Below are 13,388 nucleotides of genomic sequence, written 5' to 3' on the forward strand. Positions count from 1 at the left end.
CCGTCATCCGCCGGCGACGAGGTCGCGCTGGTGGCCGTCGCCCGTGACCAGGTCTCGCCAGAGCGACGTGAACTGGGGAAGCGTCTTGTGCGTCGCCTCGACATTCTCGATCCGCACGTCGGGAACGACGAGGCCGATCAGCGCCCCGCTCGTCGACATGCGGTGGTCGTCGTAGCTGTGCCACACCCCGCCGTGCAGCGGGCGCGGCACGACCCGCAGGCCGTCGTCGAGCTCGTCGACCTCGCCGCCCAGCGCACGGATCTCTGTCGCAAGGGCAGCGAGCCGATCGGTCTCGTGGTTGCGGATGTGCCCGATGCCTGTGATCGTGCTCGGCGAGTCGGCGAGGGCCGCCAGCGCGACGATCGTCGGCGCCAGCTCGCCGCCCGCCGAGAGATCGAGTTCGACGCCACGGATGCCGTCGCCCCCGCGCACGGTCAGCGCGTCGTCGGCGCATTCGACGGTGGCGCCGAATGCAGGCAGGATGACCGCCAGCTCCGCTCCCACCTGAGTCGTGGCATCCGGCCAGCCGGTCACCGTGACGGTGCCGCCCGTGGCGACCGCCGCGGCGAGGAACGGTGCCGCGTTGGAGAGGTCGGGCTCGATGTCGACATCGCGTCCGGCGATCGCACCCGGTGTGACGACCCACTGGCCGATCGCGGGGGTGTCGACGCGCACGCCTCGGTGCGAGAGCGCGTCGATGGTCATCTCGATGTGGGGGAGGCTCGGCAGCCGCTCGCCGACGTGGGTGAGGCGCAGGCCGTCCTCGAAGCATGGGGCCGACAGCAGAAGGGCCGAGACGAACTGGCTGGACGCCGACGCATCGATCTCGATGGCGCCGCCTGCCACCCTGCCCGTTCCGTGAACGGTGAAGGGGAGCCCGCCGCGACCGGCGTCGTCGAGGTCGACGCCGAGGGCGCGCAGGGCGGCGACGATGGCGCCCATCGGACGTCCCCGCGCAGAGTCATCGGCATCGAACGTTGTGGGACCGAGCGCAAGGGCCGCAACAGGCGGCACGAAACGCATCACGGTTCCGGCCTGCCCGCAGTCGATGGTCGTGCTGCCCGTCAGCTCATCCGGCGGCGTCACCAGCCAGTCGCTCCCGAACGAGCCGCCGCCGTCACGCTCCTCGATGCGCACGCCGAGTGCCCTGAGCGCCTCGACCATGTTCGCGCTGTCCTTGGAGTGCAGCGGCGCTCGAAGCAGCGATGGGGCGTCAGCGAGGGCGGCGAGCACGAGCTCGCGGTTGGTGATCGACTTCGATCCGGGAAGCGAGACGCGAGCGCTCACCGGTCCGCCCGCCATCGGAGCTGGCCAGAGGGCGTCCGGTTCCACCGGGGCGTTGTCGCCGTACGGATCGAAGTCCGGGGCGGAATATTTCGAGATCAGCATCGCTTGTCTAGGGTAATCGGCGTTACCACCGAACAGACGTCGTCGGAAGACAGGAGAGTACAGAGCGAATGGCACAAGCGTTGCTGGATGCGCCGCTCACGTTCTCCCCGATGCACCTCGGGTACGAAAACGCCTCGACGGAAGACGCGCAAGGGCTCAGCCTAGACTGGGCCCTGATGTCGACCCCAATCGAGGAATCAGGTCAGGACCTGGGTGCGCTGTTCGAAGAGCAGGCGCTGCCGTTCATGGACCAGCTCTACGCTGCAGCCCTGCGCATGACGCGCAACCCGGCCGACGCCCAAGATCTGGTGCAGGAGACCTTCGTCAAAGCGTATGCAGCGTTCGGCCAGTTCAAACAAGGCACGAACCTGAAGGCCTGGCTGTACCGCATTCTGACCAACACGTTCATCAACACGTACCGCAAGAAGCAGCGTGAGCCGTACCAGAACGCCATCGACGAACTCGAAGACTGGCAGCTCGGCGGGGCGACCTCGACGACCTCGTCGACCTCGCGTTCGGCCGAGGCCGAGGCCATCGACCACCTGCCGGATTCCGACGTGAAGAACGCCCTGCAGGCCATCCCGGAAGACTTCCGTCTCGCCGTGTACCTGGCAGACGTGGAGGGGTTCTCCTATCAGGAGATCGCCGACATCATGAAGACCCCGATCGGCACCGTGATGAGCCGTCTGCATCGTGGCAGGCGGATGCTCCGGGAGCTGTTGACGGATTACGCGCACGAGAGAGGCCTCAGCGCTGTGCAGAACAGCGGCGCGCAGAAACCGGATGCTGTGCCCAGCACCCGGGGACGGCGGAGCGCAGCGACCGTGCAGAACACTGGGAGTACGTCATGACCGACTGCGGCTGCGCCAAAGCCAAACAAGACCTCGAAGAGTACCTGCACAACGAGCTGCAGGCCGACGACGCGGCAGACATCCGCGAGCACCTCGAGACGTGCTCCGACTGCCAGAGCGAAGTGCACGTCGGCGTCGTGCTCACCGAGGTCGTGCAGCGGGCGTGCAAGGAGACCGCACCCGCTGAGCTGCGCGTTCAGGTGCTTGCGCAGCTCCGCAGCATCCAATCAGCGCACATGCGCTGATTGGGCGGTGCCTATTTGCGCGCCGGTCCCCGCCCGTCGCGCGGCGGTCGGGTAGACGGATAGTTGCGTTCGGCGCCGTGCACGCCGCCGCCTCGTAGAGCGGGTTGCGTTCGCGACGTTGCCGCTTGCGTTTGACGTGGGTTGAGCAGCGACGCGTCTCGAAACCCGGTGGGCTGCGCAGGCGTCAGCCGAAGCTGACGCCGGTGTCGCGGCGCTCCGTGTCGACCGTGAGGTGGAAGACATCGGGGCGGGCCGAATGTCCTCCGACATCCAGATCGAGCGTCTCGCGATAGCGGTGATCGAGGTCGAGCTCCGCCGTGAAGACACCTGCGCGGTCATAGACCGGCTCCAGCAGCCACGCCCCGTCGGGGCCCACGACGCTTGACCCGCCGTCGAAGAGAAGGCCCGACTCCGGGGCATCCGGTCCGACTCCGGCGCGGTAGGCGTCGAGGAGCTCGTTCGGGAGGTCGTCCGTCGACAGGATCTGGGCGGCCGAGATCACGTGGCATCGCCCTTCGAGCGCATACGATCGCGCGGCGAGGTGGTGGCTCTCCGGCATGTCCGGCCACAGTGCGACGTGGAGCTCTTCGTTCTGCGCGTGCAGCGCCTGACGCGCTAAGGGGTTGAAGTGTTCCCAGCAGACCAGGCCCCCTAGGCGTCCGGCCGGAGTGTCGACGACGCGCAGGCCCGCGCCGTCTCCCATCGCCCAGACGATCCGCTCCGTGTGCGTCGGAACGAGCTTGCGGTGAAGGTTCAGGGTCGTGCCGTCGGGGGCGATGGTGACGATGGAGTTGAAGAGCGATCCGCTGCCGCGGCGAGGGCGTTCGTTGATCCCGATGACCACCGTCACGGCGCACTCGCGCGCCACCCGGCGAACCGCGGCGAGGTCATCCTCGATTCCTTCGCCCTGCTCGACGACGACACTCTGCCCGAGAAGTCGGCTGTGCCATTGCTGAGCGACAGGGTCGCGCCAGCCCGCCATGCCGAACACCCATGCCGGGTACCCCGTCAGCCAGGTTTCTGGGAATACGACGAGGGATGCCCCGGATGCCGCAGCGCTCCTCACATGCTCGACCGCGCGTCGCAGCGATTCGTCGAGATCGAGGAGTGCAGGCGGCTCCTGCACTATCGCGACGGTGACGACGGTCATGCCGTCTCCTCGCCGAGACGGGCATAGAGGTCAGGGCGACGATCGGCGTGGACGTCGTTGTTCGCACTGATCCGCTTGGTGTGGGCCAGCGACAGGTCGACAGCGGCGACGACCATCGTGAGCTCGCCGAGTCGCAGCTCCGTCACGGGATATCCGTCCGGATCAACGATGACGCTTCCGCCGAGCCATTCCTGCCCGCGTTCCGTTCCCACGCGGTCTGCGGCGGCGATGAACATCCTGTTCACTGCGGCGTCGGCCTGCACACGCACCACCTCGCCCGGCCGCTCTCCTGCGGGACGGGGGAAGAGCGGCCAGTTCACCGGGGCACAGAGCAGCTCGGCGCCGTCGAGAGCGGGGAACCGCACGTACTCCGGGAGCTCGAGGTCGTAGCAGATCATGATGCCGATGGTCCCGAATCTGGTGCGAACGACGGGCGGACGGTCGTTCCCGACGGCGAACCCCGTCGGCTTCTCGTGATCCCAGAGATGCGCCTTTCGATAGACGGCGCGCACTCCGGTCGCATCCACCATGACCGCGCTGTTGTAGGGCTCGCCGTCGTCGCCTGCCTCGGCGAAGCCGCTGACGATGACGACGTCGTGGGCCGAGGCGAGCTGCTGGAGCAACCGAATCGTCAGACCGTCCACGGGCTCGCACGCCCCGACCAGTTCGGCTCTGTCGTCGAACATGTACCCCGTGTTGGCGAGTTCGGGCAGCACGATGACGTTGGCGTGCCGCTCGACCGCTTCGTCGACCGCGAGGCTCATGCGACGAAGCGACTCGTCGAGGTCTCCGATCGCCGGGGCGAACTGGCAACAGGCGACCGTGACGGTCGATCCACTCACTGAGACGCCCCTTCGAGCTCTCGCTGGCTGGCTGCACGGGCCTTCGCTTCGGCCTCGTGATCGATGTTACGGGCGAACAGCAGATACAGCCCGCCCGAGACGATGAGCCCGACTGCGAAGGAGAAGTCGGCGCCCCCGAGGAGCGCAGCGATGGGCCCGACGAAGAAGCTCACGGAGAAGAACGGGATCATCGCGACGAATCCGATCGCGTACGCGGTCATACCGCGCCACGCCCACCTGCCGTAGATGCCGTTCGGCTTCAAGATCTCGGTGATCGCATACTTTCCGTGGCGCACGAAGTAGAAGTCGACAAGGTTGACCGCGGTCCACGGCACGAGGAAGTAGAGCATCAGGATGACGAAGCTGTTGAAGCTGTTCACGTAGTTGTCGGGGATGAGCAGCGCGACGATCAGCGAGGCGATGCCGACGACGATCAGGCCGATCACGCGAAGGCGCACCGTCGGCTTGACCTGTTTGAAACCGTCGATCGCGCTCGTGCCCGTGAGCATCGCGCCATAGGCGTTGACTCCCATGATCGAGATGAGCGCGAGCACCGAGACGAGCACGGCGATCGTGCCGAATCCCGGGAAGAGCAGGTCGCCCACCTCTCGCAGCGACGCGATGGGGTCGGCGTTCGGGATGTAGCTGGCCAGGATGGCGCCGAGCGACATGAGCCAGAACGCGGACAGCGCAGCTCCCGCGTACACCGAGGTGATCAGCTTGGGTGCCGAGACGTTCGCGGGCAGGTACCGCGTGTAGTCCGAGACGTAGACCGCGTAGCTGATGTTGTAGCCAGCGGCGAGCGAGAACTGCACCAGGAATGCCGGGGTGTTCCATCCTGCTGTCGCCGCCGCCGCGCCGTGCACGAGCGGCGCCGAGGAGAAGTGCACGATGGCGACGACCGTCACGATCGCGAAGACCACGACCAGGATGTACGTGAGCCAGCGCTGCACGAAGTGGAGCAGATCGTGCCCGACGACCGCGATGACGATGGAGATCGCGATCAGAACCGGGTACCAGAACAGCTTGGCGCTGGGCACGAGGTTGATGCCGTCGGTGGCGAGGATGGTGTCGAAGACCAGAAAGCCGACGTAGACGAACACGGTTGCCGCGAAAGGCACGATGGCGCCGCGGCTTCCGAACTGCGCGCGGGACTGGATCATCTGCGGCAGGCCCATCCGTGGACCCTGGTTGGCATGGAACGCCATGAAGAAGGTGCCGAAGCAGGCGCCGAGCAACACGGCGAGCACGCTGAACCACACGCTCAGACCCATGCTGGGACCGACGAAGCCGACGACCATGGTCGGCAGCACGAAGTTGCCCGTGAACCAGAACGGGCCCTGGTGCCAGACCTTTCCGTGTCGTTCGGAATGGGGAATGTAATCGATCGAGTGGTGCTCGATCAGAGTCTCGCGATCTGTCGACTCTTCGGTGTAAGACATCGTCGTCCTTCGGGTTCTTCGTGTCAGTGATCGGATGGTGCGGTCATAGCGGAGATGATCTCGTAGGCCACGTGGGATGCCGCGATGGAGGTGATCTGTGCGTGGTCGTACGCGGGCGCGACCTCCACGACGTCTGCTCCGACGAGGTTGAGGGGGCGCAGCGCCCGGATCATGGCGAGCAGTTCGCGGCTGGTCATCCCGCCGGCCTCCGGCGTGCCCGTCCCAGGAGCATGAGCGGGATCGAGCACATCGATGTCGACCGAGAGATAGACCGGATGATCGCCCAGACGTGCGAGCATCCGCTCGATCGCCCGCGGGAGGCCCTCCGACTCGATCTCGACGCTCGAGATGATGGCGAAGCCGAGGCGCTCGTCGTCGCGGAGGTCCTCGCGCGAGTAGAGGGGCCCGCGGGTGCCGACGTGCGTGCTCGCCGTGAGGTCGATGAGCCCTTCTTCCGATGCCCGCCTGAACGGAGTGCCGTGGGTGATCGGCGCGCCGAAGTAGGTGTCCCATGTGTCGAGGTGGGCGTCGAAGTGGAGCACGGCGACCGGGCCGTGCTTCTGCGCGACGACCCTGAGCAGGGGGAGCGCGATCGTGTGATCGCCGCCGAGAGTCACGAGTCTGGTCCCGTCCGAGCTCAAGGCTGCCGCGCCGTCCTGGACCTGCTGAACGGCCTCCGAGAGGTTGAACGGATTGGCGGAGATGTCACCCGCGTCGGCGACCTGCTGGTGCAGGAATGGTGAGACATCCTGCGCAGGGTTGTACGGGCGCAGCAGGCGGGATGCCTCGCGGATCTGGGACGGCCCGAACCGTGCGCCGGGGCGGTAGCTCACGCCGCTGTCGAACGGCACGCCCACGACGGCGATATCGGCGCGGCCGACGTCGTCGAGCCTCGGCAGACGGGCGAACGTGGCGAACCCCGCATAGCGGGGTGTGATGCTGGCGTCTGGCGGTCCGACCGGTCGATGCTCGTCCACGATGCTCCCTTGCACTTTGTCTGTGAGACAACAAGATATGTCTATTAGGCAACTTTCCTGCGTGGGACAGTCTGCGCGGGCATCCGGGCCCTGTCAAGATGGGAATCGATACACGGACACAGGAGGACCCCGATGCGCGCACCGCATCCGGCACCGTCGCCGCTTCCGATCAGGGTGGGCGCGCGGTTGCGCGCCAGCAGGCAGGCTCAGAGCCTGACCATCGAGCAGGTGGCGGCCGCCACGAATCTGACGAAGGGGTTCGTCAGCAGGGTCGAGCGCGACGAGACGTCTCCCAGCGTCGCGACCCTCGTCACCCTGTGTCAGGTGCTCTCATTGCCCGTCGGGTCGCTGTTCGAAGAGGCGGACACTGAGGTCGTGCATCTCGACGACGCGCCGCGCATCAACTTCGGCGGCCGAGGGCTCGTCGAGCGGCTGCTGTCGCCTCGGAGCCAGTCACGCGTGCAAGTCTTGCGGTCGCGTCTGGAGTCCGGAGCCGACGGCGGCAACGAGCTCTACACCATCAACTGCGACGTCGAGGTCTTGCACGTCATCACGGGATCGCTGACAGTGTTCTTCACCAACCGCGAGGAACACCTCGGGGCGGGCGACACCCTGACCTTCCCCGGTCGTGAGCCCCACAATTGGCGCAACGACGGCCGGGGCGACGCCGACGTGATGTGGACCATCGTGCCCGCGGCGTGGAGTGGCTCGAGCTAGGGCGCGCGAGCCCGCATGCCGCGGTTTGAGGAGCACCGCGTAGCCACGCGCGTGCCGCGGGTTGAGGAGCACCGCGAAGCGGCGCGTCTCGAAACCTCGCCCCGATCAGGCGAGGGGTTTCGAGACGCGTGCCTGCGGCGCGCTCCTCAACCGGCGGATGACGCGTGCCTGCGGCGCGCTCCGCAACCGGCGGGAGAAGGGTGCGCCGCAGGCGAATCCGCTAGAGCGCGAGCGCCCGCCTGATCAGGTCGGTCTGCTCCTGCGCGTGACGCTTCGCTGAACCGGTCGCGGGGGAGGCGGATGCCGCGCGCGCGTACACCCGCAGCGGAGGCAGCCCCGCCTTGGCGGACTCCAGCGCCATGTAGATCCAGGCGCCCTGGTTCTCCGGCTCGTCCTGCAGCCAGGCGAACTCAGCGTTCGGGTAGCCGTTCAGCACCGACCTCAGCTCCTCGGTGGGGAACGGGTAGTACTGCTCGACCCGAACAAGCGCGACCTGGTCGTTGGGGTTCTTGTCGAGTTCGTTCCGCGCGTCGTAGTAGACCTTGCCCGCCATGATCAGCACCCGCTTCACGGCGGCCTTGTCGGCGACGTTCTGGTCGTCGATCACCGGCTGGAACGACCCTGACGTGAACTCCGCCACATCGCTCGTCGCACCACGCAGCCGCAGCATCGCCTTCGGGGTGAAGACGATCAGCGGGGTGCGGGGCCGCGAGTACGCCTGCCTGCGGAGCAGGTGGAAGTACGACGCGGGAGTCGAAGGACGCGCCACCGTCATGTTGTTCTCGGCGCTGAGCTGCAGGTACCGCTCGATGCGCGCGGAGGAGTGGTCGGGTCCCTGACCCTCGTAGCCGTGCGGCAGCAGCAGCACCAGCGACGAACGCTGGCCCCACTTCTGCTCGGCCGAGGTGATGAACTCGTCGATCACCGTCTGCGCGCCGTTGGCGAAGTCGCCGAACTGCGCCTCCCACAGCACGAGGGCATCGGGCCGCTCGACCGAGTAGCCGTATTCGAATCCCATCGCGGCGTACTCGCTGAGCAGCGAATCGTAGATCCAGAACTTCGCCTGGTTCTCGCTCAGGTTCGCCAGCGGCAGCCACTCCTGACCGTTCACGCGGTCGTGCAGAACTGCCTGGCGCTGCACGAACGTGCCGCGGCGCGAGTCCTGGCCGACCAGGCGCACGGGGGTGCCCTCGAGCAGAACCGATCCGAGCGCGAGCAGCTCGCCCATCGCCCAGTCGATGCCGCCCTTCTGCGTCATCTCCACGCGCTTGGTGAGCAGCTGCTGCAGCTTCGGGTGCACAGTGAAGCCGGCCGGCTTGTTGTCGAAGGCCTGGCCGATGGTCTGGATGACCGAGTCGGACACCCCCGTCGTGGCGAGGTCGCCGCGTGCGGCATCCTGCTGTGCATCCGGCAGCTCGAGGTCGTTGATCGCGGCAGGATCGCCGGTGATGACCGGGATCGAGCCCGTCTGCGCGGCGTGCGTCTCGGCGAAGGCGCGCTCCAGGCGGTCCTGGAAGTCCTTGTGAGCCTGCTCGTACTCCTCTTCGGAGATGTCGCCGCGACCGACGAGAGCCTCGGTGTAGAGGCGGCGCACCGAGCGCTTCGCCTCGATGAGGTTGTACATCAGCGGCTGGGTCATCGACGGGTCGTCGCCCTCGTTGTGACCGCGGCGGCGGTACACGATGAGGTCGATCACGACGTCGCGCTGGAACTCCTGGCGGTACTTGTACGCCAGCTCGCCGACGCGCACGACGGCCTCCGGGTCGTCGCCGTTCACGTGGAAGATCGGCGCCTGGATGGTCTTCGCAACATCGGTGGCGTAGACCGACGAACGGCCCTCGCTCGGCGGAGTGGTGAAGCCGACCTGGTTGTTGATGTTGATGTGGATGGTGCCGCCGGTGCGGTACGCGCGCAGCTGCGACATCTGCAGCGTCTCGACGACGATGCCCTGGCCGGCCATCGCCGCGTCGCCGTGGATGAGCACGGGAAGCGTGAGGAAGGTGCCTGCTGGGCGACGGTCCTGCTTGGCGCGCGCGATGCCCTCGAGCACGCCGTCGACGACCTCGAGGTGAGAAGGGTTCGCCGCGAGGTACACAGCGATCTCCTCGCCGTTGGCGCCGGTGAAGGTGCCCTCGGTGCCGAGGTGGTACTTCACGTCGCCGGAGCCGCCGACGGTGCGCGGGTCCTGCGCGCCCTCGAACTCGCGGAAGATCTGTCCGTAGGTCTTGCCCGCGATGTTGGTGAGCACGTTGAGACGCCCGCGGTGCGCCATGCCGATGGCGACCTCGTCGAGGTCATCCTGTGCCGCCTGCTGAAGTATCGCGTCGAGCAGAGCGATGGTCGACTCGCCGCCCTCGAGGCTGAACCGCTTCTGGCCGACGTACTTGGTCTGCAGGAAGGTCTCGAACGCCTCCGCCTCGTTGAGCTTGCCGAGGATGCGCAGCTGCTCGTCGTGGGTCGGCTTCTCGTACGGCACCTCGAGGTGGCGCTGGAACCACTCGCGCTGGGCGGGATCCTGGATGTGCATGTACTCGATGCCTACGGTGCGGCAGTACGAGTCGCGCAGCACACCGAGAATGTCGCGCAGCAGCATGGTGCGCTTGTCGCCGAACCGGCCGGTGACGAACTCCCGGTCGAGGTCCCAGAAGGTGAGGCCGTGGCTGGCGATGTCGAGGTCGGGGTGCGTGCGCTGCACGTACTCCAGCGGGTCGATGTCGGCCATCAGGTGGCCGCGAACGCGGAACGAGTTGATGAGCTCCTGCACGCGGGCGGTCTTGTCGACGGCGCTCGCCAGGTCGACGCTGATGTCCTCCGCCCAGTGGATCGGGTCGTACGGGATGCGCAGCTCGGCGAAGATGTCCTCGTAGAAATGCCGCTGGCCGATCAGCAGCTCGTGCACGACCTTGAGGAACTCGCCGGAGCCGGCGCCCTGGATGACTCGGTGGTCGTAGGTGCTCGTGAGCGTGATCGTCTTGCCGATGCCGAGCGTGGTCAGCGTCTTCAGGCTCGCGCCCTGGAACTCCGCCGGGTACTCGAGAGCGCCGGCACCGATGATGCAGCCCTGGCCCTTCATCAGGCGGGGCACGGAGTGCACGGTGCCGATGCCGCCCGGGTTGGTGAGCGAGACGGATGCCCCGCTGAAGTCGTCCGCCGAAAGCTTGTTCGTGCGCGCACGCTTGACGAGGTCTTCGTATGCGGACAGGTACTCGCCGAAGGTGAGCGACTCTGCGCGCTTGATCACGGGAACGAGCAGGGCGCGCGACCCGTCGGGCTTGGGCAGGTCGATGGCGATGCCGAGTCCGACGTGTGCGGGAGCGACGACGGAGGGCTTCCCGTCGATGACGTCGTAGTAGACGTTCTGGCTCGGGAACTGCTTGAGCGCCTGGATGAGCGCCCAGCCGATCATGTGGGTGAAGCTCACCTTGCCGCCGCGCGTGCGCTTCAGGTGGTTGTTGATGACGATGCGGTTGTCGATCATCAGCTTCGCCGGAAGGGTGCGAACGCTTGTCGCGGTCGGGACCGTGAGGCTGACATCCATGTTGGTGGCGAGGGACTTCGCCATGCCGCGCAGCGGGGTGACGACCGGCTGCGGCTCTTCCTTCTCCTCAGCTGCCGGACGCACGACTGCCTGCGGCGCGGTGACGGGAGCGTCGGCCGGCACGGGGGCCGGGCGCGGAGCGACCGAGGTGGTGCGTGCGACGGGCTGGGTGCTGGGGGTCTGTGCGGCGGGTGCAGGCACCTGCGGTGTCGCGGCGGTCTGCTCCTGAGCGGCCTGCGCCGGCTGCGTCGCGGGCGCCGTTGGAACCTCTGCCGGTGTCGCGGCATCGGTGGCGGCCTGTTGCGGAGCGGCCTGCGCGGCCTCGGGCTGTGCGGAGGGGGCCGGCTGGGCATCCGCGGCGGGCGTCGCCGGTGCCTTGGCCTTGTTGGGCGTGTAGGCCTCGAGAATGGGCCACCACGACTTGTCGACTGAGTTCTTGTCGACGATGTACTGCTCGTACAACTCGTCCACGAGCCATTCGTTGGCTCCGAACTCCCCTGCTGCTCCCTCGTCTGTTCCTACACCGGTCAACTGGCTCGACACAGCCGTTCGCCCACTCTCTTCGTTGATTGGAATTCCACGGAAAACCGATCGCTGAGGGCCCAGTCGACCGGCCGTCCGACCGGAAGTCAAGCCTAATCGAATCGACTGAAGGGTGTAGGACGTCGGGGCGGCTCCTTTGCAGGAGCTCGCAAGCCGAAGGCGGCATGGCCTACCGTTGGCCACATGCAGTTCTATGGAACGGCGCCGACACACGATCTGACCTACTCCGACGTCTTTCTGGTGCCCAGCAGATCGAACGTGACGAGCCGCCTCGACGTGTCGCTCGCGCCAGGCGACGGAACGGGCGCCAGCATCCCGATCGTCTCGGCGAACATGAACTCGGTGACGGGTCCGCGCCTCGCGGCCACCCTCGCCCGTCGCGGCGGATTGGGCGTGCTGCCGCAGGACATGCATCCGCAGGAGCTCGAGGCCGCGATCGTCTGGGTGAAGTCTCAGCCGGTCGCGTTCGACTCGCCCTTCGTGATGAGCCCGGACGACACCGTGCAGGAGGCGCTCACCGTCGTGCCGCCACTGGCCGGCCACGGCATCGTGCTGCACGACTCGGATGACCGCTTCGTCGGATGCCTGTCGGCGCTCGACCTCGCCGCGGCTCTTCCCGATGCCCGGCTCGGCGAGCTGCTGCACGGCGCGCTTCCGTCGATCGACGCGGAAGACGTGGCGGACGGACGCGCGGCGTTCGACGTGTTGGACGCCGCGTCCCTCGACTTCGCCCCTGTGCTCGACCATGGCCGCGTGATCGGCACCATCAGCCGTACGAGCGCGTTGCGCTCCACCATCTACGAACCGGCCCTTGACGGTCACGGCAGGCTCCGCGTCGCCGCCGCGATCGGCATCAACGGCGACGTCGCAGGCAGGGCGAGGGCGCTCGCCGCCTCCGGCGTCGACGTGCTCGTGCTCGACACCGCGCACGGCGACCAGGACAGCATGCGCCGCGCCATCCACACCGTCGCAGGACTGAGGCTCGGACTCCCGATCGTTGCGGGAAACGTGGTGACCGAGCAGGCCGTGCGCGATCTCGTCTCGGCGGGCGCGAACATCCTCAAGGTCGGCGTCGGCCCCGGCGCGATGTGTACGACGCGCATGATGACGGCTGTCGGGAGGCCGCAGTTCTCCGCCGTGCTCGAGACCGCCGAGACGGCTCGCGAGCTCGGAGCCCACGTGTGGGCGGACGGCGGGGTGCGGTACCCGCGCGATGTCGCGCTCGCGCTGGCGGCCGGTGGGGCATCCGTGATGATCGGCTCGTGGTTCGCCGGAACCGTCGAGGCGCCGGGAAGACTCCAGACGGACGCCAAGGGCGCCCTCTACAAGGAGAGCTGGGGCATGGCGTCGACCAAGGCCGTGCAGCAGCGCTTCGAGCGGCTCTCGCCGTACGAGCAGGCGCGCAAGAAGCTCTTCGCAGAGGGCATCTCGAGTTCGAGCATCTACCTCGACCCGCTGCGTCCCTCGGTCGAGGACCTGCTCGACATGATCACGACGGGGCTGCGCAGCTCGTTTACCTATGCGGGCGCGCGCTCGCTGAAGGAGTTCCACGACCGTGCGCTGGTGGGCATCCAGTCCGCGGCCGGTTACGAGGAGGGCAAGGCGCTCCCTGTCAGCTGGTGAGCGGCACCGGCCCTCCCCAGTCAGCCCACGACAGAGTCACCCGCCCTCCCCGTTCATAACTCCTGCAATTT

General features: G+C 67.4%; 10 protein-coding genes. 4 read left to right on the forward strand and 6 right to left on the reverse strand.

Annotated elements, in window-relative coordinates; translation table 11 throughout:
- Positions 1 to 3: 3 nt before the first annotated feature.
- Complete coding sequence (gene aroA / locus ACYVDN_RS01160) at positions 4 to 1,389, reverse strand: 3-phosphoshikimate 1-carboxyvinyltransferase (RefSeq protein WP_460567625.1); 1,386 nt, start codon at positions 1,387 to 1,389, stop codon at positions 4 to 6.
- A gap of 176 nt (positions 1,390 to 1,565) precedes the next feature.
- On the opposite strand from aroA, the gene ACYVDN_RS01165 reads away from it, so the two are divergent.
- Together ACYVDN_RS01165 and rsrA are read left to right on the forward strand one after the other, a co-directional pair.
- Entirely contained in the window at positions 1,566 to 2,240 is a 675-nt protein-coding gene (locus ACYVDN_RS01165) for a sigma-70 family RNA polymerase sigma factor (RefSeq protein WP_460567627.1), read from the forward strand.
- Positions 2,237 to 2,485, forward strand: coding sequence for a mycothiol system anti-sigma-R factor (rsrA, locus tag ACYVDN_RS01170; protein ID WP_460567629.1), 249 nt, complete (start codon positions 2,237 to 2,239; stop codon positions 2,483 to 2,485). Before ACYVDN_RS01165 ends, rsrA begins: the two co-directional genes overlap by 4 nt.
- Positions 2,486 to 2,669: 184 nt before the next feature.
- Here the strand turns inward: rsrA and ACYVDN_RS01175 are convergent, their stop codons facing one another.
- From ACYVDN_RS01175 to speB, 4 genes are read right to left on the reverse strand one after another with little or no spacing between them, the layout of a single operon-like run.
- Positions 2,670 to 3,635, reverse strand: coding sequence for a carbon-nitrogen hydrolase family protein (locus ACYVDN_RS01175; RefSeq protein ID WP_460567631.1), 966 nt, complete (start codon positions 3,633 to 3,635; stop codon positions 2,670 to 2,672).
- Positions 3,632 to 4,477: a carbon-nitrogen hydrolase family protein gene (locus ACYVDN_RS01180; RefSeq protein ID WP_460567633.1), complete on the reverse strand. Its 846-nt coding sequence runs from the start codon at positions 4,475 to 4,477 to the stop codon at positions 3,632 to 3,634. Before ACYVDN_RS01180 ends, ACYVDN_RS01175 begins: the two co-directional genes overlap by 4 nt.
- The gene (locus ACYVDN_RS01185) at positions 4,474 to 5,919 is read right to left on the reverse strand and encodes a purine-cytosine permease family protein (protein WP_460567635.1); all 1,446 of its coding nucleotides are present in this window, start codon (positions 5,917 to 5,919) and stop codon (positions 4,474 to 4,476) included. Before ACYVDN_RS01185 ends, ACYVDN_RS01180 begins: the two co-directional genes overlap by 4 nt.
- A 23-nt stretch (positions 5,920 to 5,942) precedes the next feature.
- Entirely contained in the window at positions 5,943 to 6,899 is a 957-nt protein-coding gene (gene speB, locus ACYVDN_RS01190) for an agmatinase (protein ID WP_460572176.1), read from the reverse strand.
- 129 nt (positions 6,900 to 7,028) lie between these two features.
- Between speB and ACYVDN_RS01195 the strand changes: the two genes are divergently transcribed.
- The gene (locus ACYVDN_RS01195) at positions 7,029 to 7,613 is read left to right on the forward strand and encodes a helix-turn-helix domain-containing protein (RefSeq protein WP_460567637.1); all 585 of its coding nucleotides are present in this window, start codon (positions 7,029 to 7,031) and stop codon (positions 7,611 to 7,613) included.
- Positions 7,614 to 7,833: 220 nt separating this feature from the next.
- Here ACYVDN_RS01195 and ACYVDN_RS01200 read toward each other — a convergent pair whose 3' ends face one another.
- Positions 7,834 to 11,694, reverse strand: coding sequence for a multifunctional oxoglutarate decarboxylase/oxoglutarate dehydrogenase thiamine pyrophosphate-binding subunit/dihydrolipoyllysine-residue succinyltransferase subunit (locus ACYVDN_RS01200; protein ID WP_460567639.1), 3,861 nt, complete (start codon positions 11,692 to 11,694; stop codon positions 7,834 to 7,836).
- 183 nt (positions 11,695 to 11,877) lie between these two features.
- On the opposite strand from ACYVDN_RS01200, the gene guaB1 reads away from it, so the two are divergent.
- Complete coding sequence (gene guaB1 / locus ACYVDN_RS01205; RefSeq protein ID WP_460567641.1) at positions 11,878 to 13,317, forward strand: GuaB1 family IMP dehydrogenase-related protein; 1,440 nt, start codon at positions 11,878 to 11,880, stop codon at positions 13,315 to 13,317.
- The last annotated feature ends 71 nt before the right edge of the window (positions 13,318 to 13,388 follow it).

The organism is Humibacter soli (genome assembly GCF_054779035.1).